General features: G+C 65.1%; 16 protein-coding genes. 11 read left to right on the forward strand and 5 right to left on the reverse strand.

All coding sequences use genetic code 11. The features are described 5' to 3' along the window. The first annotated feature begins 52 nt into the window (after positions 1-52). The 4 genes from IM733_RS07360 (at position 53) to IM733_RS07375 (ending at position 6,943) form a co-directional block, all read left to right on the forward strand. Complete coding sequence (locus IM733_RS07360; protein ID WP_248920240.1) at positions 53-3,325, forward strand: leucine-rich repeat domain-containing protein; 3,273 nt, start codon at positions 53-55, stop codon at positions 3,323-3,325. 115 nt (positions 3,326-3,440) lie between these two features. Further along, positions 3,441-5,060 (forward strand): NADP-dependent glyceraldehyde-3-phosphate dehydrogenase, encoded by a 1,620-nt coding sequence (locus tag IM733_RS07365; protein WP_248920241.1) that lies wholly within the window; start codon positions 3,441-3,443, stop codon positions 5,058-5,060. 135 nt (positions 5,061-5,195) lie between these two features. After that, entirely contained in the window at positions 5,196-5,663 is a 468-nt protein-coding gene (locus IM733_RS07370) for a VOC family protein (protein ID WP_248920242.1), read from the forward strand. An 86-nt stretch (positions 5,664-5,749) separates the two neighbouring features. Then, positions 5,750-6,943 carry a hypothetical protein gene (locus IM733_RS07375; protein WP_248920243.1) on the forward strand — a complete coding sequence of 398 codons (1,194 nt, stop codon included), beginning with the start codon at positions 5,750-5,752 and terminating at the stop codon, positions 6,941-6,943. A 114-nt stretch (positions 6,944-7,057) separates the two neighbouring features. Here the strand turns inward: IM733_RS07375 and yiaY are convergent, their stop codons facing one another. The 3 genes from yiaY to IM733_RS07390 form a co-directional block, all read right to left on the reverse strand. Next, positions 7,058-8,206 (reverse strand): L-threonine dehydrogenase, encoded by a 1,149-nt coding sequence (yiaY, locus tag IM733_RS07380; protein ID WP_248920244.1) that lies wholly within the window; start codon positions 8,204-8,206, stop codon positions 7,058-7,060. Between the two features lie 130 nt (positions 8,207-8,336). Continuing rightward, positions 8,337-9,899, reverse strand: coding sequence for a threonine ammonia-lyase, biosynthetic (gene ilvA, locus IM733_RS07385; protein WP_248920245.1), 1,563 nt, complete (start codon positions 9,897-9,899; stop codon positions 8,337-8,339). Between the two features lie 187 nt (positions 9,900-10,086). Then, positions 10,087-10,524, reverse strand: a complete 438-nt coding sequence (locus tag IM733_RS07390) for a PACE efflux transporter (RefSeq protein WP_248920246.1) — start codon at positions 10,522-10,524, stop codon at positions 10,087-10,089. A 317-nt stretch (positions 10,525-10,841) separates the two neighbouring features. Between IM733_RS07390 and wecB the strand changes: the two genes are divergently transcribed. The 5 genes from wecB (at position 10,842) to IM733_RS07415 (ending at position 19,222) form a co-directional block, all read left to right on the forward strand. Further along, positions 10,842-11,996, forward strand: a complete 1,155-nt coding sequence (gene wecB / locus IM733_RS07395) for a non-hydrolyzing UDP-N-acetylglucosamine 2-epimerase (protein WP_248920247.1) — start codon at positions 10,842-10,844, stop codon at positions 11,994-11,996. After that, positions 11,993-14,167: a cyclic di-3',5'-guanylate-activated glycosyltransferase NrfB gene (nrfB, locus tag IM733_RS07400; RefSeq protein WP_248920248.1), complete on the forward strand. Its 2,175-nt coding sequence runs from the start codon at positions 11,993-11,995 to the stop codon at positions 14,165-14,167. Before wecB ends, nrfB begins: the two co-directional genes overlap by 4 nt. After that, positions 14,164-17,166 (forward strand): phage receptor, encoded by a 3,003-nt coding sequence (locus tag IM733_RS07405; RefSeq protein ID WP_248920249.1) that lies wholly within the window; start codon positions 14,164-14,166, stop codon positions 17,164-17,166. The genes nrfB and IM733_RS07405 overlap by 4 nt, the downstream gene beginning before the upstream one ends. Next, entirely contained in the window at positions 17,166-18,005 is an 840-nt protein-coding gene (locus tag IM733_RS07410; RefSeq protein ID WP_248920250.1) for a DUF4434 family protein, read from the forward strand. Before IM733_RS07405 ends, IM733_RS07410 begins: the two co-directional genes overlap by 1 nt. 128 nt (positions 18,006-18,133) lie before the next feature. Next, on the forward strand, positions 18,134-19,222 hold the full coding sequence (locus IM733_RS07415) for a GGDEF domain-containing protein (protein ID WP_248920251.1): 1,089 nt from the start codon (positions 18,134-18,136) through the stop codon (positions 19,220-19,222). A gap of 46 nt (positions 19,223-19,268) precedes the next feature. Here IM733_RS07415 and IM733_RS07420 read toward each other — a convergent pair whose 3' ends face one another. After that, positions 19,269-20,567 (reverse strand): ATP-binding protein, encoded by a 1,299-nt coding sequence (locus tag IM733_RS07420; RefSeq protein WP_248920252.1) that lies wholly within the window; start codon positions 20,565-20,567, stop codon positions 19,269-19,271. Between the two features lie 6 nt (positions 20,568-20,573). Further along, the gene (locus IM733_RS07425; protein WP_248920253.1) at positions 20,574-21,275 is read right to left on the reverse strand and encodes a response regulator transcription factor; all 702 of its coding nucleotides are present in this window, start codon (positions 21,273-21,275) and stop codon (positions 20,574-20,576) included. 158 nt (positions 21,276-21,433) lie between these two features. On the opposite strand from IM733_RS07425, the gene IM733_RS07430 reads away from it, so the two are divergent. Together IM733_RS07430 and IM733_RS07435 are read left to right on the forward strand one after the other, a co-directional pair. Then, a complete protein-coding gene (locus IM733_RS07430) occupies positions 21,434-22,609 on the forward strand; it encodes an efflux RND transporter periplasmic adaptor subunit (protein ID WP_248920254.1) in 1,176 nt (391 codons plus the stop codon). Between the two features lie 11 nt (positions 22,610-22,620). Continuing rightward, positions 22,621-25,743, forward strand: a complete 3,123-nt coding sequence (locus IM733_RS07435; RefSeq protein WP_248920255.1) for an efflux RND transporter permease subunit — start codon at positions 22,621-22,623, stop codon at positions 25,741-25,743. The last annotated feature ends 32 nt before the right edge of the window (positions 25,744-25,775 follow it).

Consider the following 25,775-nt stretch of genomic DNA (forward strand, 5'->3'; position numbering starts at 1 on the left):
ACCCGTGGCCCCGCCAGGACGGGTCTGATGGGCCTTTTGCAAGGAACCGCACATGGACTCGAACACCCCCAACCCACACCAGGCCCTCCTCGAACGCCAGTTGCCCGCCTGGGCCCGTGACGCCGCCCCTGAACACTGGCAACGGTTGGGCGAGGGTATCGTGCCGGCACAGGGCCTGCCCGGCGCCGAGGCCGACTGGTTCGCCAATGCCGCGCCCCACCTGCGCGAGGCCGCGCAAGCCAGCCAGGCACGCTTGATGGCCTCGCAACGTTCGTTGGCCGCGCAACTACGCGGGCTGAAGAACATCACCGAGTTCGCCGAGCCCCTGCTTGCCGAACGCCTGCGCAACACATACGAATTCAACGCCCCGCTCCGTACAGCCGGGCTGGTGTGGCTACGGCACTTGTTTACCTTCCAGGTGTATGTCACCCACCACGAACACCGCACGCTGCTCGAAGCGGCCCTGCAGAACTTCGGCGACCCCATCACCTTCAGCAAGGACAGCGCCCTTGCCCTGGACGGTGACTGGACAGTGCGCGAGACCACGGTGACCGGCAGGACGACCCTGGGCGACAGCGAAACGATGGTGGACATCACCCTGCCTTCCGAGCAGGTGACCATCAAGCCGCTGGCGCTCTCGCCCGCCGACTTCGCCAGGGCTTGCCGCGAGCTGGACCTTGGCCAACGCTACCAGACGCACCTCGATACCCTGTTCGCCCCCTCTGCCGTTCGCCAGGCCGCGGTCCGTGTCCATCAGGACAGCCTGCGCCTGGCGAGCGACCTGGCCAGGGTGCGCCATCAACTGAGCGGCGCAGGCCGGGATGCCGTGCAATCGATGCTGGCTGACGGCTGCGCGTATACCTGCAAACAGATGTGCCTGTTCGGCGTTACCCTGCACGAAGCCGTCATTATCGACACAGGCGCGACCGGCCTGCTGCTCTATCTGCCAGGGCACCAAGAGGCACTCCGCGCGTTCGACAACCTCGATGCCCTGCACCAGCGGTTATGCCAGGATCTGTTGGCCGCAGCGTTCCGCCAGCGCTTCATGGACTACGTGCCGAGATCGCAAATTGCCCTGTTTTCCAGCCGGCTCCAGCAGAACCTCGACGCCAGGGGGAACACGCCCGCAGATCAGCGCTGGGCACTACGTGATGGCGCCGACCTGCACCTGGCAACGTCACCGATCACAGGTGATCTGTACGATTTCCTGCACGATGACCACCTGGCGCGTCTCAAGCGCGAGGCCAGGCAAGTGGCCGTGCCAACCGCCGATGCCGACGAGCTGGTGTACAAGGCCCGCAAGGCCCTGTGGGACAGCGTTGGGCTCAATGCGCTCATGATCGGCGCCCTGTTCGTGCCGGCATTGGGCACGCTCATGACCGCCGTCATTGCCTACCAACTGCTGGATGAAGCCTACGAAGGCTATGAAGCCTGGCAGGTCGGCGACCGCAAGCAAGCCATGCAGCATCTCAAATCAATCGCGATCAACCTCGCCGTGATAGGCGGCTCGCACCTTGCCGGAAAAGCCGTGAAAGCGCTTGGCTCGAGCGAGTTGATGGAAAGTCTCGAGCCCGTGACCTTCGACGACGGTAGCCAGCGCCTGTGGCGGCCGGTACCAGGGCGCCTGCTGCAGGACTACCCGCGCTTGACAGCGCCAATGGTCAGGCGCATGCAGGTCGAGGGGCAACTTCCATCGCAAGCCCTTTCCTCCGTGCAAGACGACTCGGCCCAGCAGTTCCTGAACAGTGCGCTGGAAGGTCTTTACCTGCCAGAGCAAGCCAGCGCCGATAGCGAACGGCTGATCATCAATGCCCTGCCCCAGCTCCCCGGATGGCCAGCGCAATTGCGCCTGGAGCTGCGTGCGGGCTCTCCGCGAGGCGCGTTGCTGATGGCCTCGGGCGCCGAGCAGGGCAGCCGCACATGCATCGTGATCAAGTCCGCCGAGGGCTACGAAGCCTACCTCGGGGAACGGCCAACACCGCTGCCTCGGGATCACGACCTCGGTAGGGCTGTCCTCCAGGCACTGTCCCAGGGCGATCGCCAAGCTCTGGGGCTGGCACACGATGATATCGGCAGTCTGCGCAGTGCGATCCACCGCCTGGTGGCGTCTGATAACACCCGCGCCATGCGCCTGCTCGAACCCTCTGCGATGGGCTGGGGATCGGGCGGCGGGCTGTCGGGCGGCATGGAAGCGCCGGCCCCGGATATGGATATCGGCGCGGCGTTTCGACGCTACCGACAACTCTATCCCGAGGTCGCTGACGTCCAGGTCAACCAACAACTGACACAATGGAGGGAAGCTGGCCTGGACCCTGCGCAACAAATAGCCGACCTGGAACGCCAGCTCATGGACTTTCGCGAGGCGCTGCGGACCTGGGCCGGCAACCATCCGTTGCGCCATGCCACCGCCCGCAGGCTGGTGAGCAACTGGCAATGCATTTCGGAATACGCCGAAGAGGAAGGGGAGGCAGTACACCAGCTCAACCTGACCGACCTCGCGTTGACCGATGAGGACCTGGCCGCCCTGGCGTTACCGGACCGCTTCCAACATATCCAGCGGGTTGAACTGAGCGGCAATCGCGACCTGACCGAGCTGCCCGCGGAGTTCCTCGAACGATTCCCCCGCTTGGAGCGCTTGCACCTGATGAACTGCGGGCTGACGCAGATCCCCAACATCGCGGTGCCGGAGTCCCTGCAATGGCTCGACATGCAAGGCAATCGAATCGTCTGGAGCGACGCCAACCAAGCGGCACTCGACCGTCTGAGCGACTTGCGCATGCTGGACCTGTCGCACAACCCTCTGGCCCGAAGCCCCGACCTCGGCCAATTGGACGACCTCGACCTGCTCAACCTCAACCACTGTGAGCTAACAGAATGGCCTACGGGTATGCGCACTGATGACGACTGGCGCCCGACGGTGTTCGACCTGCGCGACAACCGCTTCGCGAGCCTGCCGCAAGACTTGCAACTGTCGCGGGTTGCCGCCCAGAACCTGTGGCTGGAGAGCGAAGAGCTGAGCGAGCAAGTCAACCAGCAGATCCAGGCCTACTACGATCAGCACGGCATCGACCTGCTGGTCGCCGATATCGACTATGAGGACATACTCGAAAACACCGACGTCACGGACAGGACAATCTGGAACGACCTGCCGCTGGCCTATCGCCGTGAGCTCCGCGGGCTGCAGGATTTGCCCGACTACAGCCAGCCGCAGTTGTGGCAGCGGCTGCGCACCTTCACCGATCCTCGGGTGAAGGACTACGCCTTGTCGATTGGCGCAATGAGGTTGCTGGACGGCGAGGTATTCCCCCCACCTTTCGAGGAATGATGCCTGGGCGGATGGTTCATTTCGCCTCCTGAGCCAGACTGGTGTTTTTCAGCCGATGAGCGCATGCTCGTCGGCTGAAGCGTTTCATCATCTGAATTAGAGAGGTGCAGTGCCCATGGACCGTCTGCTCGATTCGCTGTTTCCCACCCCCGAGGACATTCCCGAAGCCTGGCGCCTGGGTGAGCCCCTGGAACAACGTGATTACCTGGTCGCCGGTGAACTCAGGCGCTGGGACGGGCCACTGGCCACGGTGCGCAGCCCAGTCTGGCTGAAGGATGGCGACGGCGAACGCCAGGTTACCCTCGGCAGCGCTCCACTGCTGGACGCCGACACCGCGCTCACCGCCCTCGACGCCGCCGTCGCCGCCTATGACAAAGGCCGTGGCGCCTGGCCCAACATGCGTGTGGCCGAACGCATCCAGCATGTCGAGGCGTTCCTCGCGCGCATGCGTGAACAGCGCACGGCCGTGGTCAAGCTGCTGATGTGGGAGATCGGCAAGAACCTCAAGGATTCGGAAAAGGAATTCGACCGCACCTGCGACTACATCGTCGACACCATCAACGCCCTCAAGGACCTGGACCGCCGCTCCAGCCGCTTCGAACTGGAACAGGGCACCCTCGGCCAGATCCGCCGTGCGCCATTGGGCGTGGCATTGTGCATGGGCCCCTACAACTACCCGCTGAACGAGACCTTCACCACGCTGATCCCGGCGCTGATCATGGGCAACACCGTGGTCTTCAAGCCGGCCAAGTTCGGTGTGCTGCTGATCCGCCCGCTGCTCGAGGCATTCCGTGACAGCTTCCCGGCCGGGGTGATCAACGTCATCTACGGCCGTGGCCGCGAGACGGTGAGCGCCCTGATGGCCAGCGGCAAGGTCGACGTGTTCGCCTTCATCGGTACCCATAAAGCCGCCAGCGACCTGAAGAAACTGCACCCGCGCCCGCACCGCCTGCGCGCGGCCTTGGGCCTGGACGCCAAGAATCCCGGTATCGTGCTGCCCCAGGTCGACCTGGACAACGCCGTGGACGAGGCCGTCACCGGCGCGCTGTCGTTCAACGGCCAGCGCTGCACCGCGTTGAAGATCCTCTTCGTGCACGAGGATGTGGTCGATGCGTTCCTCGACAAGTTCCAGCGCAAGCTGGCGGCGCTCAAGCCCGGCATGCCCTGGGAGCCGGGCGTGGCCCTGACGCCGCTGCCGGAGCCTGGCAAGGTCGACTACCTCGATGCGCTGGTGGCCGACGCCACAAGCAAAGGTGCCAAGGTACTCAATGAAGGCGGTGGCCAGAGCCGCGGTTCGTTCTTCTACCCCGCCCTGCTCTATCCGGTCAGCCGCGACATGCGGGTGTACCACGAGGAACAGTTCGGCCCACTGGTGCCGGTGGTGCCCTACCGTGATCTGCAGACCGTCGTCGACTATGTGCTCGACTCCGACTACGGCCAGCAATTGAGCCTGTTCGGAAACGACCCCGAGACCATCGGTGCACTGGTCGACATCTTCGCCAACCAGGTGGGGCGCATCAACCTCAATGCCCAGTGCCAACGTGGCCCGGACACTTACCCGTTCAACGGCCGCAAGAACAGCGCCGAGGGCACGCTGTCGGTGCACGACGCACTGCGGGTGTTCTCCATTCGCACCCTGGTGGCAACCAAGTTCCAGGATGCAAACAAGCAACTGATCAGCGAGATCATCCGCAACCGCCAGTCGAGTTTCCTGTCCACCGACTACATCTTCTGACATCCCGTTCGCCGGTTTGCCGGCGAACCGTTTTTCATAGGAAAACGATCTAAGGCGATTGTCGATTTTCCAGCCGTTTGAACGACTCTAATCACCCAGGTATTGCAACCCACCCACGTGAAAGGAGTTACGACAATGGCAGTCAAACCCATCCCCGAAGGCCAGCACAGCATCACCCCCTACCTCGGTATCGAGGGTGCCGCCAAGGCCATCGAGTTCTACAAGAAGGCCTTCAACGCCGTCGAGATGTTCCGCCTGGAAGGCCCGGATGGCCGGATCGGCCACGCGGAACTGAAAATCGGCGACTCTTCGCTGATGCTCGCCGACCCTTGCAACATGCCAGACAGCCTCAAAGCCACCCAGAGCATCAAGGATCCGGCTGTCGGCCTGCATCTCTATGTCAAAGACTGCGACAAGATCTATGCCCAGGCCATCGCCGCCGGCGCCAAGCAGGTCACGGAATTGAAGGATCAGTTCTACGGTGATCGCAGCGGCGCCCTGAAGGACCCGTTCGGCAACGTCTGGTTCGTCTCCACCCACAAGGAAGACCTCAGCGTCGAGGAGATCCGCGCCCGCGCCGCGAAAATGTTCGCTGGCCAGTAAGCCCCAGGCCGCGAGCCTCAAGCCAGAGTTGAAAGCATCGCCGCTTTGCTTGAAGCTTGAGGCTCGTAGCTTGGAGCTGCTTCTTAATGCGTATCATCGAAAAATCCGGCGCGCAGGTGCGCAGCCTGACCCTGGCCGAAGAGGAACTGCTGGCCGGTTTCGCCACCGGCACCCTGTCCGGCCCCCGCCTGCTTCAGGCCAATCAACTGCTCATGAAGGTACGTGGCGCCAACCAGTGGCTGGCCTGCGACTGCCGCAAGGATGCCCTGCCGGTGCTCAACGTCAGCCTCAACGGCAATACCGGCACGCTGTTCCTGCGCAACAACCCCGACACCCCCGAGCACAGCACAGGCTGCCCATTCACCAAGGATCCACGGGAAGCCGGCGAGCACGGCGAAGAAATCACCCAGCCCGCCGCCTGGCTGGCACCGGATACGCCCTTGCGCCTGCTTGGCGACTATCGCCGCACCCATGACAGCGAAACAACCGTTACCCCTCGCGAACCGGGTGAGCGCCGTGAGCAGCAACGCCTGTTGTCGTTGCTGCTGACCTGGATCGAAGCCAGTGGCCTCAACGTCTACGCCACCCATTTGAAGAAAGACCTCACCGCGCAGTTCGCCGAACTGCGTGGCGTCGCCAGCCGCTACCCGCTGCTGGAACGGGTACCGGCCAGCAACTACCTGGAAACCCGCCTGGACATGAAGCACATGATGATGCTCAAGGCCCGGCTGCGTGAAGCCACGGTATTCGGTAACCACCGCCGCCATGGCTTGCTGCTCGATTGTGTCGAACAGGTCAAGGGGCGCAAGGTCGTCACGGCTCGCAGCGAAGACGGCTTCGACTTCCAGGGCCATCACCAGTACTGGGGCGGCAGCCGTGCGGCCGGCCCGTTGCTGGCGCTGGCGCTTTATTCGCCCGCCACCGCGGGCAGCCACTTCTACGAACTGATTCATGTGACCAGCGTCCCCGTGTTGTCACGGGCGCATCTGTTCCCGGTCTACCGCGACGAAGAACGCGAGCCACTCAAGGCGCTGGTGTCGCTGATCGACTGGATGGCAGGCAAAGGGGTGAAGGTGTTGATGCGCCGGCCGGTGATCGGCGGCCAGGTGATGGACGAACTGGTGCTGACCTCGGACCAGGACCGTGTGCTGTCAGTGTCGTTGCTGGAGCAGCCGCTGGGGCCGGAGCCGGACACCGAGAACTTCAAGCGCTATGCCGACTTCAAGAGCCTGGAGACCTTCCGCAAGTATGTGGCGGGGTTCTTCATGCGCGAGCGTTAGGTGCGCCACCCCTAAGCCTTGCGCGCCCCCTGTAGGAGCGGCTTTAGCCGCGATCACCCGCGAAGCGGGTGCTGGACACCGCAGCGCCTGCATCGCGGCTAAAGCGCCTACAGGCTAGAACGCCGCCTTGAAGATCGCTTCGATCTCCACCTGGCTCGCCACCCGCGGGTTGGTCAACCCGCAGGCATCCTTCAGTGCATTGGCCGCCAGCACCGGTACATCCTCAACCTTCGCTCCCAGCTCTGCCAGCCCGGCCGGAATACCGATCGCCACAGCCAGGTGCTCGATGGCCGAGATCGCCGCGCCGGCGCCCTGCTGCGCATCAAGACCGCACACCTTCACGCCCATGGCCTTGGCCACGTCGCGCAGGCGCGCCGCGCTGACCTTGGCATTGAAGCGCTGCACATGGGGCAGCAGCACGGCGTTGCACACGCCATGGGGCAGGTCGTAATAACCGCCCAACTGGTGCGCCATGGCATGCACATAACCCAGCGAGGCATTGTTGAATGCCATGCCCGCCAGGAACTGCGCATAGGCCATGTTCTCCCGCGCCCGCAGGTCGTTGCCGTCAGCCACCGCCTGGCGCAGGTTGTCGCTGATCAGGCTGATGGCCTTGAGCGCGCAGGCGTCGGTGATCGGCGTGGCCGCCGTCGAAACATACGCCTCGATGGCGTGGGTCAGGGCATCCATGCCGGTGGCGGCGGTCAGCCCCTTGGGCATGCCGACCATCAGCGCCGGGTCGTTGACCGAAAGGATCGGGGTGACGTTACGGTCGACGATGGCCATTTTCACGTGGCGTGCCTCGTCGGTGATGATGCAGAAGCGCGTCATCTCGCTGGCCGTGCCAGCGGTGGTGTTGATGGCGATCAGCGGCAATTGCGGCTTCGCCGAGCGGTCCACACCTTCATAGTCACTGATATGGCCACCGTTGGTGGCGCACAGGGCGATGCCCTTGGCGCAATCGTGGGGCGAGCCGCCGCCCAGCGAAACCACGCAGTCACAGCGCGATTGGCGCAACAGCGCCAGGCCCGCCTCGACGTTGGCAATGCTTGGGTTGGGCTTGGCGCCGTCGAACACCACCGAGTCGATGTCACGCATGGCCAGCATGCCCGCAATACGTTCGGCCACCCCGGCCTTGGCCAGGCCCTGATCAGTGACGATCAGGGCCTTGCGCAGGCCGTAGCCGGCGATGGCGGTCATCGCCTCGTCCAGGCAGTCGATGCCCATGATGTTCACGGCGGGAATGAAGAAGGTGCTGCTCATGGCCAAGTCCTCTCACGCTGACGGTTTGCCTTGAGCATCCCCCTGAACGACAGCGGGCATCTTGACCCAGGGCAATGTGCCGCGCACCTCCACAGCAGAAGCCGGCGTGCCGGCGAACCGCCGCTTGACCTTACCCCAGGAACAGCCGATATGCCGGGTTCTGCGTTTCATCCCAGTATCGATAGCCCATTTCATCCAACGCTTGGGGCAACCCAGCCAGCTCGTCATCCGGCACCTCCAGCGCAGCGAACACCCGTGCCTCCGCCGCGCCGTGGTTGCGGTAATGAAACAGACTGATGTTCCACCGCTTGCCCAGGCGCTCGAGGAAACCGAGCAATGCGCCCGGTCGCTCCGGAAACTCGAAACGCAGTACCCGTTCATTGACGCCTGGCGCCGCATGCCCGCCCACCGTGTGGCGCACGTGCAGCTTGGCCAGCTCATTGTCGGTCAGATCAAGCACCTGGTACCCCTGCTCACCCAAGCTGGCCAGCAACTGCTGGCGCGGATCGTGCTGCGGATGGGTCTGCACCCCGACGAACAATCGCGCTTCCTTGTCCGGGTAATAGCGGTAGTTGAACTCGGTGATCTGGCGCTTGCCCAGGGCCTGGCAGAAAGCGCGGAAGCTACCGGGCTGTTCAGGGATGGTCACGGCGATCACCGCTTCACGCTGCTCGCCCAGCTCGGCGCGCTCGGCCACATGGCGCAAGCGATCGAAGTTGACGTTGGCACCGGAGTCGATGGCCACCAGCGCCTGCCCCTGCACCCCCTCACGGGCCACGTACTTCTTGATACCCGCCACCGCCAGGGCACCGGACGGCTCGGTGATCGAGCGGGTATCGTCGTAGATGTCCTTGATCGCCGCGCACAGCTCATCACTGCTGACCGTCACCACCTCGTCGACGAAGTGGCGGCACAGCTCGAAGCAATGGGCGCCGATCTGGGCCACCGCCACACCGTCGGCGAAAGTGCCGACCTGCGGCAGGATTACCCGTTCACCGGCAGCCAAGGCCGCCTGCAGGCAGTTGGAGTCTTCCGGCTCGACACCGATCACCCTCACTTCAGGGCGCAGGTACTTGACGTAGGCGGCGATGCCGGCGATCAGCCCGCCGCCACCGACCGGCACGAAGATCGCGTGCAGCGCGCCGGGGTGCTGGCGCAGGATCTCCATGGCCACAGTGCCTTGGCCGGCGATTACGTCCGGGTCGTCGAACGGCGGCACGAAGGTCGCGCCGTCGCTGTCGGCCAACGCCAGCGCGTGGGCCAGGGCATGGGGGAAACTCTCGCCATGCAGCACCACGTGCCCGCCACGGGAGCGAACACCCTCGACCTTGAGCGATGGCGTGGTGGTAGGCATGACGATGGTGGCCTTGATGCCCAGGTGCGCAGCCGCCAGTGCCACACCCTGGGCGTGGTTGCCGGCCGACGCGGTGATGACCCCGCGCTCGCGCTGGGCGGGCGTCAGGCGTGACAGCCGAGTGTAGGCGCCACGGATCTTGAAGGAGAACGTCGGTTGCAAGTCTTCGCGCTTGAGCAGCACCCGGTTACCGAGCGCCGCGGACAGCGCGGGCGCCACTTGCAGGGGGGTCTCGATGGCCAGGTCGTACACGGGCGCGCCAAGAATGCGGCGCACCTGCTCGGACAGCAGCTGCTGGGGTGCTGCGGGGGTACGGGGGCTGACGTTCAGATTGGTCATCGATGGCTCCTGGTTCTTGTTTGAAATGCCCAGGAGTCAGAGAGAAGAAACCCGCCTCCAGGGCGGGTTCGGTGCACGTACGCGCTAGCCCGCCAAACCGATAATGGCGGTAATAATAATGCTGGCGGCGAAGGGGTGCGGGAATGTGTTCATGGGTCGGGAACTTAGCGCGGGCGAAGCCGGCGCGTCAACACCCTTTCGCCACTTCCTGCGCCGAAACCGGCACGTCGAACACTTTGTCGAAGCCCCACTGGAACACGAATGCATAGACGAAGAAGAACACGAACAACGCCAGGTTGGTCACCAGTGCCGCCCACAGGCTGATATCCAGCCAGTAGGCCACCAGCGGCAGCAGGATCAGCACCAGCCCACCCTCGAAACCCAAGGCATGCAGCAGGCGGCGCATGAAGGTACGGCTGCGCTTGTGCTGGCGCGCTTCCCAACGCTCGAACAGCCAGTTGTAGGCCATGTTCCAGCTCATGGCGATGGCCGACATGAGGATCGACAGCACCGTCGACTGGGCCATACCGGCACCGAACACCAGCTCCAGCGCCGGTGCCACGCAAGCCACGGCGATGGCTTCGTAGAGGATGGCCTGGACGATCTTGCGTGCCTTGCCTTGCATGTGCGACTCCCTGAAGAAAAGACCTACAAAGTTACTCGAAGCAGCCTGTAGGAAAAAGCCTGAAATACATTGTTAACTGATCATTCAGTCAAGATTCGCTAGCATAAACGTTTCAGCATCACCCTTCTCCCTGGCACACGAACAGTCGCCGGGCTTCTTCAGCCCTGGCCTTCAGACACGTTCGGCACTGGCCTGTCGCCACAATTCGCGACAGCCTCCCCATTGGACAACCCGATATCCGGCTGCTTGTATCTATGACTTGCAAGCAGCGGCAAGTCCTACCACTTCGTCCAGGGAATCGTACGAGGATTGAGACGATGGATCACACCGTCATGATGGTATTCGGTACCCGCCCTGAAGCAATCAAGATGGCCCCGCTGGCCCGCGTGCTGCGCACCTGGCCCGGGATCGACCTGCATATCTGCTCCACCGGCCAGCACCGGGAAATGCTCGAACAGGTCCTCACTGCGTTTGGCCTGAAGGTCGACCAGGACCTGCAGGTGATGACCCAGAATCAGACCCTCAACGGCCTGTCCCGCGACCTGCTGGACAAGCTCGACCAGGCTTACGAGCAGGTCAAGCCCGAGATCGTGCTGGTCCACGGCGATACCACCACCAGCTTCGTCGCCTCGCTGGCCGCCTTCCAGCGGCACATCCCCATCGGCCATGTCGAAGCCGGCCTGCGCACTGGCAACCTGCAACAACCCTGGCCCGAGGAGGCCAATCGGCGCCTGACTGGGGTGCTCGCCGACCTGCACTTCACACCCACCCGCGACTCCGACGCTAACCTGATCCGCGAAGGCGTACCCCCCGAGCACATCGAGGTCACCGGCAACACGGTGATCGATGCCCTGCTGTGGATGCGCGACAAACTCAAGCACAACCATTGGCGCCCGGCCGCCGACTCGCCACTCAATGTGCTACGCGACGACCAGCGCATGGTGCTGATCACCGGCCATCGCCGCGAAAACTTCGGCAGTGGCTTCGAGCGTATCTGCCTGGCCCTGGCCGAGCTGGCCCTACGTTACCCTGACGTGCAGTTCCTCTACCCCGTGCACCTCAACCCGCAGGTGCAGCATGCCGTGTACAGCGTGCTTTCCGGGCGCGCGAACATTCACCTGGTGGACCCCCAGGACTACCCGCATTTCGTCTGGCTGATGAACCGCGCCCACGTGATTCTCACCGACTCCGGCGGCGTGCAGGAAGAAGCGCCCGCGCTGGGCAAGCCAGTACTGGTACTGCGCAAGGTCACCGAGCGGCCCGCCGTGCTCAAAGGCGGCACGGTCAAGCTGGTCGGCACCCTGACCGAGCGCATTGTCCAAGAAACCAGCCAGTTGCTCGACGACCCGGCCGCCTATGAACGCATGGCACGGGTCTTCACCCCATTCGGTGACGGCCACGCCAGCGAGCGCATCGCCGAGCGCCTGACCCACTGGTTCGCCGAACAATCCGCCGCACGGGACAACGCATGAGCCTGGCTTTCATCGATTTCCTCACCTATGTCCTGTTCGGCCTGAAGATCCTCGCCATCATCCTGGCCACGCTGATGTTCGTGCTGGGCCTGGACGACCTGTTCATCGACCTGTGCTACTGGGGCCGCAAGCTGATCCGGCGTTTCCGCATCTATGACAAGTTCGAGAAAGCCGACGAGAAACGCCTGTTCGAGGTGCCGGAAAAACCCCTGGCGATCATGGTCCCGGCCTGGAACGAAGTGGGCGTGGTCGGCGAGATGGCGCGCCTGGCGGCCTCGACCATCGACTACGAGAACTACCAGATCTTCGTGGGTACCTACCCCAACGACCCACAGACCCAAGCCGACGTAGACGCGGTATGCCTGCACTACCCCAACGTGCACAAGGTGGTCTGCGCCCGCCCCGGCCCCACCAGCAAGGCTGACTGCCTGAACAACATCATCGACGCCATCCTGCGCTTCCAGCAGGACGCACGCATCGAGTTCGCCGGGTTCATCCTGCATGACGCCGAAGACGTCATCTCGCCCATGGAACTGCGCCTGTTCAACTACCTGCTGCCGAACAAGGACATGATCCAGATCCCGGTGTACCCCTACGCGCCGGAGTGGAAGGGCTTCACCGCCGGCCACTACGTCGACGAGTTCGCCGAGAACCACGGCAAGGACGTCATCGTGCGCGAGGCGCTCACCGGCCAGGTGCCCAGCGCCGGGGTCGGCACCTGCTTCAGCCGCCGGGCGATCAGCGCGCTGCTCGAGGATGGCGACGGCATCGCTTTCGACGTGCAGAGCCTGACCGAGGACTACGACATCGGTTTTCGCCTGAAGCAGAAGGGCATGAAGTGCATCTTCGCCCGCTACTCGATCACCGACCCAGCGCTTGCCCTCAAGCAGGACTGGCGCCCCGGCATGAGCCGTGAGTTCTCCCAGGTGATCTGCGTGCGCGAGCACTTCCCGCGCGACTGGCAACACGCCATTCGGCAAAAATCGCGATGGATCGTTGGTATCGTCTTCCAGGGCACCAGCAACCTCGGCTGGAGCCGCAAGGGCGCGCTCAACTACTTCCTCTGGCGCGACCGCCGCGGGCTGTTCGCCTACCTGCTGAGTTTCCTGGTCAACTTGTTGTTGCTGGTGCTGCTGGCCATGTGGCTGGTCACGGTGATCGCGCCGGAGTCGTGGCGCTTCATGTCGATCCTCGGCGACAGCAAGCTGCTCTCCACCCTGCTCTGGCTCAACGGCTTGCTGCTGGTCAACCGCCTGTTCCAGCGCGGCTGGTTCGTCACCCGCTATTACGGCATCTTCGAGGGGCTGCTGTCGGCGCCACGGATGATGTGGAGCAACTTCGTCAACTTCTTCGCCAACCTGCGCGCCCTGCGCCAGGTCATGGAGATGGGCGACTCGCGCCGAGTGGCCTGGGACAAGACCACCCACGAGTTCCCTGCCCTCGCCTCGCCTGCGCGCACACCCCTGGGCCAGCGCCTGGTGGAGAAAGGCCTGATCAGCGAGGAGCAACTGCACCAGGCGATCACCAGCCCGGTGCGCCGGCGCCTGGGCCGCGAGCTGCTGCTGCGCGGCTGGCTTGACAGCGAACAACTGGCCGAAGCCCTGGCCGAGCAACTGGACCTGCCGTGGGCGCCACTCAACCCGTTCAAGATCGCCCCCGCGCTGATTGCCAAGCTGCCGCGCAAGCTCGCCACCCATTACGGCGTGCTGCCAGTGGACGAAGACGGCGAGACCCTGGTGCTGGCCAGCGAGAGCCCGGTCAGCCAAGTATCGCTGGGGGTCATCAGCCGCCAGCTCAAGCGCCCGGTACGCGCCCGCCTGGCCCCCCAGGGCCGGGTAACGCTCGGCCTGCGCTACCACTACCCAAGCGAATGGCAAAAACCCGAGACTCGCGAGATGCTCGCTGTGCTCGAGCGCCACCAGGACGATGCCAGGTTGCTGGAAGAGGTCAGCACCCACCAGGTCATGCTCGGCACCCTGTTGCAGGTTCGCGGCATGGTTCCGGCGACCCTGTTCAACCAGGCGCTGATCGACTTCGACCCCGAACAGCAGAGCCTGGGCGAGCACCTGATCAGCCGCGGCATCATCACCGAAGAGGTCCTGCAGCAGGCCCTCGCCGAACAGGCCAGCGAGCAGCAGGCCGCCTTTGACCTGACCCGGGAGGTGGCATGAAGCCCCGTCTTTCCCTGTCGTTCGCCAGCCTGCTGCTGTGTGCTTGCGCCCTCGCCGCGCCGACGGCACCGATGACCGACTTCCAGCGTTTCACCAGTTTCCCGTTCATGGAGCGCGGCTACCGTGAAGCGCAGAAAGACAACTGGCCCGAGGTCGAGCGCCTAGCCCGCCATGTGCTCAAGCGCGTGCCCAACAACAACGAGGCCCGTGCCCTGCTGGCCGAGGCCCTCGCCCACCAGCGCCGCTACAAGGAGGCCGAGGCGATCGCCGAGGTTCTCGACGACAACCCCGAGCACGCCGATGCCCTGCTTGAGCTACGCCTGACCTGGATCGAGCAGGACCCACCGCCCGCCAGCCAGGTCGAAGGCTGGATCGCCAGCAGCAACAGCAATCAACGTATCCGCCTGTGGCAGGCCTACAGCCTGAGCCTGGCCAAGTTCGGCGGCGCACACCGAGCCCTGGACTGGCTCAACCACTTGCCGCCGCGCGACGACGGCAGGGTGCTGCGCCTGGCCCGGGGCAACTTCTCCGAACAGTTGCGCAACTGGGGCGAAACCATCGATCAGCTGCAACCGCTGGCCGACAAGGGGCAACTGCCACCAGAGGACTGGCAGCGCCTGGCCAATGCCTATATCCAACGGGTCGACGAAAAAGGCCTGAACACACTCCTGGCCAGTGCACCCTCGCAAGCAGCTGCCACCCGTGCCCGGCTGGCCATGGCCGAGCGCGCCATCGCCATGGGCCACAACCAGCAGGCCGAGCGCTGGCTGCACAGCCTGCCGGCCGATCAACTGCAACAGCCTGAACAACGCCGGCAGCTGTGGGCGCTCGCTCGCGAGGGTGACGACGCACCGCTGGTGCAGCACTTGAGCAATGAACTGCAGCGCCCCTGCCTGGAAACCGTCGACTGGCTGTCACGCAAGGACCTGGCCTTGGCCCGCGAACAGCTCAAGGGCTGCCAGGCCAGCGACGATCCTCGCGCCTACGCCATCCTCAAGCAGCGCCTATATGGCGACCCGCCTCAACCTGCGCAACCACGCACGGCGGCGCAGTGGGAGCAGCGCTACCGCCAGACCGGCGACCTCGCCGCCTTGGAGCAAGCCAGCTTCATGCTGCTCGACCAAGGCCACGCCGAGCGCGCCCGACAACTGCTGGATCAAGCCTACGACCGCCACCAGGGGCGCCTGGCGCCCTCGCTGTTGCAACGCCTGGGCACCCTCTACGCGCGCAACGACAGCCCGCTGGACACCCGACGCATGCTTGCCCTGCTGCCCCAGGTCGATGCCACCACCCGTGGCCTGCTGCTTGCCCGCCTGGCCGAGGCCGGCCAGTGCGAGGCGGTGCGCGGCGCGATACCGGCCAACCCGAGCGAAACCGGACAGTACCGAGCCCTGGGCCGCTGCGCGATGCCCGACCAGCCCGGTGAAGCAGTGGTTTACTACCAGGCCGCCGAACGCCTGGGCGACTCGGGCAGCCGCCTGCCCCTGGCTTACGCCCTGGAGGCCTCCGGCGACTCGCAGGCAGCCCTGCCGATCTGGAACAGCCTGCCCGCCAGCGCCTGGACCGACAACGCACGCCTGACCGCGGCGCGTGGCGCGCTGAACACTGGCGACGCCAGCAGCGCCCGGCGTCATTGGGACGCCGCCGCACACGCCAGCGCCGACGACTGGGCGTTGGGCGCGGCCATCGCCCAACGCCAGGGCGACCTGCCACAGGCGCTTGCTTACCAGCGCGAGGCCCTGCGCCATGCCCCGCGCGCCGAGCACTACTACGCCGCCGCAGGTACTGCCCACCAAGCCGGCGATACGGCCCAGAGCACCGCCTGGCTGGCCGAGGCCGTGCGCCTGGCCCCGGACCAGCCGCGCTACCGCGCCGACTATGGCATGCGCCTGGCCGCCGCCGAGGACAAGGTCCAACGCCGCCAGTCGATCCCCTACCTGGAGCAGGCCACCCGCGACTTCCCCGAAGACTACCGCCTTGGCGAAACCCTCGCCCTGCGCTACGACGAAGTCGAAAACAGCGCCGCGGCCCGCCGTGAGTTGCGCCGGGTACTGGATGTGGAGCAGAACCTGGTCGACGGCGATGACCAGTACGGCAGCCTGGAAGCACGCAAGTACCGCCAGCGCCGCGCCCATGAAACCCTGTCGCGGCGCGACAGCGTCACCCTGGCCAGCACCTGGTCACCCGCCGGCACCTCCACCAACGACCGCTTCCTCGACAACGGCACCCGCAGCGGCAGTTCGCGCAAGGCGCAATCGCAGAACGTGCAGCTGGCGCTGTGGGACCACGCCCTGGGCGAGGAGCCCAGCCGCAACGGCAGCACCCTGTCGGTGTATGGTCGGGTACTGTTCGGCGGCCAGAGCCGCACCGACTACGCGCAGAGCATGGGTACCGGTGTAGGCCTGCGCTACAAGCCGCTTGGCCAGGCCAACCTCAACCTGTATGCCGAGCTGTACCACCAACGTCAGATCGACAGCGCGCACTACGGCGGCCTGAGCCTGGGCGAGCTGCTCAGCCCGACCAAGGTCGGCAGCAACTGGGGCGACCTGCGTCACAACGCCGAATCGAGCAACGACCTGCTGCTGCGCGCCACCGCTTCGTTCCTGGATCAGGGTAAGTACCGCAACGACTGGCGTATCGACGAGGACGCCTGGGACGAGCGTTTCCTCTACCTCGACGCCGCCTGGTGGACCCGTGCCGGCGACCATGCGTGGCTGTCGCGCTTCCAGCAGGGCCATGCGTGGAAGCTGCCCAGCCAGTCGCCGCAGACGATCATGCCCTACGGTTTCCTCGAGTTCTCCAGCCAGGACCCGAGCAACGACTGGCGCCAGGACGCCCGTGCCGGGGTTGGTGTGCGCTGGCAATGGTGGTTCGACGATGACCGCTACAACGCCTACCGCGGCTCGCTGAAAGTGCGTGCCGAGTACCAGCAGGCGTTGGGCGGCAACCTCTACGAACGCGCCAACGGCGTACTGCTGGGTGTGGAGATGAACTTCTGATGCGTACCTTCCTGGCTGCCTGCCTGCTCGCCCTGTGCCTGCCCGTCCAGGCCGACCAACGTCTGTTCTATCAACCACTCAACCGCGACGCGAACGTCACCTCAGCGCAATGGCAACACCTGTGGCGCGCCACCGTCGCCCAAGGCGGCAAGACCCTGATCGTGCAGTGGAGCGTCTATGGCGACAGCGACTTCGGCGGTGCCCGGGGCTGGCTGGCCAACAGCCTGCGCCAAGCCCGTGCCCAGGGCCTGGAACTGGTGCTCGGGCTGTACATGGACCCGGCCTACTACCAGCGCCTGGAAGCACTCGATGGCGAAGGCCTGACCGGCTACTTCAAGGCCCAACTGGGCCGTTCGCTCAGCCAGTACCAGCAACTGCGCGCCAGCTGGGAGCTGCCGGTCAGCGGCTGGTACCTGCCGCTGGAGCTGGACGACCTGCACTTTCGCGACCCCACCCGGCGCGATGCGCTGTACACCCAGTTGCAGGCCTTCAACCGCCAGCTGGACAAGCCCCTGCACATCAGTGCCTTCAGCGCCGGCCAGCTGTCGCCACGGGTCACCGGCGCGTGGCTCGACCAACTGGCGAGCCTTGGCCTGAATGTCTGGTGGCAGGATGGCGCGGGGACCGGGCGCTTGGCACCGCTGGTGCGCGAAGGCTATGAACAGGCGCTGCCCTGCCGTGTGGGAATAGTGCGCGAGGCATTCCGCCAAATCAGCCCGCCCGCCCACCCCTTCCGCGCGGAACCGGCACAACCGTCACTGCGTGGCGGCTGTCACGCCGAAGCGGTATTCGCCCTCAGGTATCGGCCCTGGGCCAAGGGCGTACTTTCCCAAGATTGAGTACTACCCCCTGGATCAACACTGTATCTGTAGGAGCCGGCTTTGCCGGCGAAGAGGCCAGAGCAGCCACCCCTGCACAGACCTTGAAACGACCAGCCAACAAATCTGAAGGACCTCGCCGGCCTGCCATGTACAAGACCCTCGAAGCCCACGTCCGCCAGCAGGTCGCCCCCGCTGCCCTGCGTGCCGAATTCCGCCAGCACGAATTCGAGGCCATGCGCCGCTTCTGCCAACTGATCTTCTGTATCGGCATCGCCATCTGGCTGGTCTTCGACCTGATCGTCAGCTACCTGGGCGGCCAGGGCTTCACCTGGCTGTCGGGCCTGTTCGTCGCCCTGCTGTGCAGCCTCACCGTGGTCCTGGGCTTCACCCGCAAGAGCCAGCACTTCGACGTGCTCAACCTCGTGTTCGTGGCGGTGATCACCCTGGCCATGCGCCTGGTGATCGAGGGCATCCCCATCGCCCTGCGCCCGGTGTGGCTGGTGCTGGGGGTATCGACCGTGCTGTACACCGTGTCGGTGCTGCCGGTGCGGCGCTGGTCGTTCTTCTGCGCCATGGGCATCACCTGGATCATGCTCAATCCTTTCTTCCACACCCGCATCGAAGCCTTGGAGCTCGAAGGCGCGATGCTGATCAGCTACGCGGTGTTCCTCAGCGGCCTGGTGATCTACAGCTACCTGCGCATCCGCCAGGCCAAACTGCACAACTTCTACCTGACCAAGGTGCTGCTGGAGCAAGCCTACATCGACGCCCTGACCGAGATCCCCAACCGCCGTTCGTTCATGGCCAAGGCCGAGAAGCAGCTGCAACTGACCGGCCCTGGGCAGTTCCTGGCGATGATCGATATCGACAATTTCAAAAAGGTCAACGACCGCTTCGGCCACGACATCGGCGACGTGGTGCTCAAACGCGTGGCGGGGCACATCAAGGCGGCGATGGTCGGCTTCGAAATCGCACGGTTGGGCGGCGAGGAGTTCGCGATCTTCTTTCAAGGGCTGGACGAGCAAGGCGCCGAGCAGCAGGTCGAGGCCTTGTGTCGGCGGGTGCGCGAAGACGCTGCGGAGCACCCGGTGACCATCAGCATCGGGCTGACCCGGGTCGATAGCGGGGACACCCTGACCCTAGCGCTGATTCGCGCGGACCAGGCGTTGTATGCGGCCAAGCACACAGGCAAGGACCGGTTCGTGGTGTGGGACCACCGTCTTGTGAATGCCTGAAGTGCGCTGTTCGCTAGTAAGGCTGGCCCCTACAGGCTAACCGGTGCTAGCCGGCCGGCAATCGAATCCTGAACTGTGCGCCCCCCAATGCCGACTGCGCCACGGTCAGTGTCCCGCCCTGCCCCTCGATGGCCCGCCGACTGATCGCCAACCCCAACCCGAACCCACCGGTATTGCGATCACGGCTGCGGTCCAAGCGGTAGAACGGCTGGAAAATCCGCTCGCGCTCCTCGCTCGGGATACCAATGCCATCGTCCTCCACCGTCAGCAGGCAGGTGCCATCCTCATCGAGGTGCAAGCGCAGCAACAGGCTTTCGTCGCAATAGCGCATGGCGTTGCGCACCAGGTTCTGCACGGCGCGCGCGGTCAGCCGTGGATCAAGCACGAAGCGCGGCAGGTTCGCGTCGGCGCGCACCTCCCACTGGATGCCACGGCTGTCGAGCTCCTCGGCGAACCCCCCCAGCACACTGTCCACCAGCTCCAGCAACGACACCTCGACCCGCTCGCGGGCCTGATCGAGGCTTTCCATGCGGCTGTACGAAAGGAGCTCAAGCACCAGCTCATCCAGCTCCCGCACGTGACCAACCAGTTCCAGCAGGCGCTTGCGGCTGGGCTGCGGCACCTCGTCGAACAACAGCACCAGGCCGAAGTCCAGGCGGGTCAATGGGGTGCGCAGCTCGTGGGACACCGCATTGAGCAGTTCACGCTGTTGATTCACATGACGTTCCAGATCGCTGGCCATGGTGTCGAACACCCCGGCCAACTCGCCGATATTCGAGCGTGGCGAGATGTGCGTGCGCTCGGACATCTCGCCATGGCCCAGGCGTCGGGCGGTATCCTTCAAGCGCTCCAGGTCGCGCCAGTGCGGCCACACCCACAGTAGCAGGCAGCCAAGCATGGCCGCGCCGATCAGCACGGTCACGCCCCACGACAACACGTTGATGTCCAGCGGGTCGTCCGGCGCATGCAGGCGTACCATCCACTCCCCGTCCAGCGGCGCCAACGCCGTTTCGTAGTAGCCCCAGTCGGCCAGCCGCACCACGAACAGGCCACGCTCGAGCCGGGCTTTCTCCTCGGTGCTCAGGTCGGCGTCGGCGATGCGCTGCAAGCGCACCTCCAGCGGCTTGAACGCTGTGGCCAGGTCCTTTTCCACCGCCGGCCACTGTTCCTGCGGCGCCTGCTGGAACTGGCGCACGATCAGGGTCTGCACACCCTTGGCCTGTTCAAGGTTGTAGGCCAGGAAGCGCTCATGGAACAGCCCGACGATGGTGTCGGGAATCAACGCGATCGCGCCGGCATAGGCGACGATGATCACCAGGTACAGCCGCACCAGGATCTTGAGCATGGCCTGTCAGTACTCCCACTCGACCCGGCTGAACAGGTAGCCCTTGCCCCACACGGTCTTGATCTTGCGCGCCTCGCCGGCGTTATCGTCGAAGCGCCGGCGCAGCTTGGAGATGGCCACGTCCACCGAACGGTCGGTGCCGTTGAACTCGATGCCGCGCAATTGCTGGAGAATGCGGTCGCGGCTCATCACCTCACCGGCATTGCGCGCCAGCACCACCAGCAGGTTGTACTCACCGCTGGACAGTTCCACCTCCTCACCGCGCCAGCTCACGCTGCGCTCGGCCAGGTCGATGCATAGGCCGCCGACCTGGATCAGGTCGCTGTCCAGGCGCGGCTCGTTGACGCTGCTGCGGCGCAGCAAGGTGCGCACACGGGCCAGCAGCACCCGGGGCTCGCAGGGTTTGGTGACGTAGTCGTCGGCCCCCATTTCCAGGCCCAGCACCTGGTCGTGGCTGTCGTCGCGGGCGGTCAGCATCAGGATCGGCAGGCATTGCGTCTCCTGGCGCAGCAGGCGGCATACCTGCAGGCCATCCAGGCCGGGAAGCATGAGATCGAGGATCACCAGGTCCGGTTTCTGCCGGCGAAACTCGTCCAGCACATGGTCGCCCCGGGCAATCACCCGGACATGGAAATCGTTGCGTTGCAGGTAGCTGGCGATCAGCTCGGACAGCGCGCTGTCGTCTTCGACCAGGAGAATGTTGGGCATAAGTGAATTTGACGAAAGATTGAAGTTAGGCAGGATATAGAATCCTGCGCCAGGCACCGCCAACGCTTCACACTTTTTCACATACCGCCTACACAGCTTAACAGCGGCCACGCGAACGGCTGCCTTAACATACGCTCGATCAATTCCGGAAGATCTGTATGTCCACTCCACGCTCCCTGCGCCTGCGCCCCTTGGCGTTGCTGGCGCTGATGACCCTTTCCCTGGCCGGCTGCAATGACGCCACCGACCAGGAAGAACAGGCCCCTGCCCCCCAGGTCCGGGTCGAAACTCTCGCCGTCCAGCCGCTGGCCATCAGCACCGAGCTCAGCGGCCGCATCCTCGCGCCACGCACCGCCGAGGTCCGCGCCCGGGTGGCCGGCGTGGTGCTCAAGCGGGTGTACCGCGAAGGCAGCGACGTCAAGCAGGGCGATGTGCTGTTCCTGATCGACCCGGCACCGTTCAAGGCCGACTTCGATAGCGCCCGCGCAACGTTGGCCAAGGCCGAGGCAACCGTGTACCAGGCGCGCCTGCAGGAGCAGCGCTACCGCGAACTGGTCGACGACAAGGCGGTCAGCCGCCAGGAATACGACAACGCCCGCGCCGCCTTCCTCCAGGCCGATGCCGCGGTCGCCGAGTCCAAGGCAGCCTTGGAGCGCGCGCGTCTGAACCTCGGCTATGCCACCGTGACCGCACCGATTTCCGGGCGCATCGGCCGCGCCCTGGTCACCGAGGGCGCGCTGGTCGGTCAAAGCGAGACCACGCCGCTGGCCACCATCCAGCAGTTGAACCCGATCCACGCCGACGTCAGCCAGTCGACCCGCGAGCTCAACGCCCTGCGCCGCGCCTTGCGTGCCGGCGAGCTGCAACAGGTCGGCCAGGACCAGGTCAAGGCCACCTTGGTGCAGGATGACGGCAGCGCCTACCCGCTGCCGGGCAAGCTGCTGTTCTCCGACATCAGCGTCGACCCAAGCACCAACCAGATCACCCTGCGCAGCGAGTTCCCCAACCCCGACCTCGACCTGCTGCCCGGCAGCTACGTACGCGTGCGCCTGGAGCAGGCCGTGCAACCTCAAGGTATCAGCGTGCCGCAGCGGGCCATCCTGCGTGACAGCGCCGGCGTGCCCAAGGTGCTGGTGGTCGATCACCAGGACCGTGTCAGCGAGCGCCCGGTCACCCTCGGCAGCGCCCAGGGCGACCGCTGGATCGTCAGCGAAGGCCTGGCCCCAGGCGATCGCGTAGTGGTCGAGGGCCTGCAACACGTCAAGGCCGGCGACCAGGTGCAGGTCGACGAGCAACCGGGCGCCACCGCCGTCGCCCAACACAACGGCCAATGAGGGCCTGATCCATGCCGCAGTTCTTCATCGACCGCCCGGTGTTCGCCTGGGTGGTCGCCTTGTTCATTCTCCTGGTCGGCGCCCTGGCCATCCCGCAGCTGCCGGTGGCCCAGTACCCCGACGTGGCACCGCCACAGGTGGAAATCTACGCCGTGTACCCGGGCGCCTCGGCGGCGACCATGGACGAAAGCGTGGTCAGCATCATCGAGCAGGAGCTCAACGGTGCCGACAACCTGCTCTACTTCGAGTCGCAGAGCAGCCTGGGCAATGCCACCATCACCGCCAGCTTCCAGCCTGGCACCAACCCGGACATGGCCCAGGTGGACGTGCAGAATCGCCTGAAGGTGATCGAGTCGCGCCTGCCACGCCCGGTGACGCAACAAGGCCTGCAGGTGGAGAAGGTGTCCACCGGCTTCCTGCTGCTGGCCACCCTCACCTCCGAGGACGGCAACCTGGATGAAATTGCCCTGTCGGACATCCTCGCGCGCAACGTGATGAATGAGATCCGCCGCATCAAGGGCGTCGGCAAGGCGCAGCTGTATGGTTCGGAACGGGCCATGCGCATCTGGATCGACCCGGCGAAGCTGGTCGGTTTCAAGCTCACTCCCAACGACGTGGCCGAAGCCATCGCCGCGCAAAACGCCCAGGTCGCCCCCGGCAGCATCGGCGACCTGCCCAGCCGCCCGACCCAGGAAATCACCGCCAACGTGGTGGTCAAGGGCCAGTTGAGCACGCCTGAAGCGTTCGCCGCGATCGTGCTGCGCGCCAATGCTGACGGCTCGACAGTTACCGTCGGCGATGTCGCCCGGGTCGAGATCGGCGCCCAGGAATACCAGTACGGCACCCGCCTCAACGGCAAGGCCACCAGCGCTTTCAGCGTCAAGCTGTCGCCCGGCGCCAACGCCATGGAGACCGCGGCCCTGGTCAAGCAGAAGCTCGACGAGCTGTCGCGCTACTTCCCGGCCGGCGTGAAGTACGACATCCCCTACGACACCTCGCCGTTCGTCAAAGTGTCGATCAAGCAGGTGATCAGTACCCTGGTCGAGGCCATGGTGCTGGTGTTCGCCGTGATGTTCCTGTTCCTGCAGAACCTGCGTTACACCCTGATCCCGACCCTGGTGGTGCCGGTGGCGCTGATGGGCACCTTCGCGGTGATGAACGCGCTGGGCTTCTCGATCAACGTGCTGACACTGTTCGGCATGGTGCTGGCCATCGGCATCCTGGTGGACGACGCCATCGTGGTGGTGGAAAACGTCGAGCGGATCATGGCCGAGGAAGGCCTGCCGCCGAAGGAGGCCACGCGCAAGGCCATGGGCCAGATCAGCGGGGCCATCGTCGGCATCACCCTGGTGCTGGTGGCGGTGTTCCTGCCGATGGCCTTCATGCAGGGCTCGGTGGGGGTGATCTACCAGCAGTTCTCGGTGTCGATGGCGGTATCGATCCTGTTCTCGGCGTTCCTCGCCCTGAGCCTCACGCCAGCCCTGTGCGCCACCCTGCTCAAGCCACTGGAAAAAGGCGAGCACCACGAGCGCAAAGGCTTCTTTGGCTGGTTCAACCGCCGCTTCGAGGGCATGAGCAACGGCTACCAGCGCTGGGTGACCCACGCGTTGGCCCGCAGCGGTCGCTACCTGCTGGTCTACGCCGCATTGGTGGCAGTGCTGGGCTACGGCTTCAGCCAGCTGCCCACCGCCTTCCTGCCCACCGAGGACCAGGGCTACACCATCACCGACATCCAGTTGCCGCCAGGCGCCAGCCAGGCACGGACCATCGAGGTAGCGCAGCAGATCGAAGCGCACAACGCGGAAGAGCCGGGCGTGGCCAACACCACACTGATCCTCGGCTTCAGCTTCTCCGGCAGCGGGCAGAACGCGGCCCTGGCCTTCACCACGCTCAAGGACTGGTCCGAGCGGGGTGGTGACGACAGCGCCCAGTCCATCGCCGACCGTGCAACCATGGCATTCACCCAGTTGAAGGACGCCATCGCCTATGCGGTGCTGCCACCGCCGGTGGACGGTCTGGGCGAGTCGACCGGTTTCGAATTCCGCCTGCAAGACCGCGGCGGCATGGGCCACACGGCGCTGATGGCCGCCCGCGACCAACTGCTGGAACAGGCGCGCAAGAGCAAGGTACTGGTCAATGTGCGCGAAGCCTCGCTGGCGGAAAGCCCGCAGGTGGAACTGGAGATCGACCGTCGCCAGGCCAATGCGCTGGGGGTGTCGTTCGCCGACATCGGCGCGGTACTCGACACCGCGGTGGGCTCCAACTACGTCAACGACTTCCCCAACCAGGGCCGCATGCAGCGGGTGGTGGTGCAGGCCGAGGGCGACCAGCGCAGCCAGGTCGAGGATCTGTTGAGAATCCACGTGCGCAACAGCAGCGGCAAGATGGTCCCGCTCGGCGCCTTCGTCAGCGCCCACTGGCGTAGCGGCCCGGTGCAGTTGACCCGCTACAACGGCTACCCGGCGGTGTCCATCTCCGGCGAGCCGGCGGCGGGCCACAGTTCGGGCGAGGCGATGGCCGAGATCGAACGCCTGGTGGCACAGTTGCCGGCAGGCTCCGGCCTGGAATGGACCGGCCTGTCGTTGCAGGAGCGCCTGTCCGGTAGCCAGGCGCCGCTGCTGATGGCCTTGTCGCTGCTGGTGGTGTTCCTGTGCCTGGCGGCGCTGTACGAGAGTTGGTCGATCCCCACCGCGGTGCTGCTGGTGGTGCCATTGGGGGTGCTCGGCGCGGTGCTGGCGGTGACCCTGCGCGGCCTGCCCAACGACGTGTTCTTCAAGGTCGGCCTGATCACCTTGATCGGGTTGTCGGCGAAGAACGCCATCCTGATCATCGAGTTCGCCAAGGACCTGGTGGACCAAGGCCACAACGCAGCGGACGCGGCGATACAGGCGGCGCGCCTGCGCCTGCGCCCCATCGTCATGACCTCGCTGGCGTTCATCCTCGGCGTGGTGCCCCTGGCCATCGCCAGCGGCGCCAGTTCGGCGAGCCAGCAGGCGATCGGCACCGGGGTGATCGGCGGCATGCTCAGTGCCACGTTTGCCGTGGTGTTCGTGCCGGTGTTCTTCGTGGTGGTGATGCGGTTGGCGGGGCGCAAGCCCGTTAAAGCCGGAGTGGCCACCGCTCGCGAAGCCTGACTGGACAGGCGCCCCGTTGAATGAGAGGGTTC

This window comes from Pseudomonas entomophila (genome assembly GCF_023277925.1).
In the GTDB taxonomy this organism is placed as follows: domain Bacteria; phylum Pseudomonadota; class Gammaproteobacteria; order Pseudomonadales; family Pseudomonadaceae; genus Aquipseudomonas; species Aquipseudomonas entomophila_D.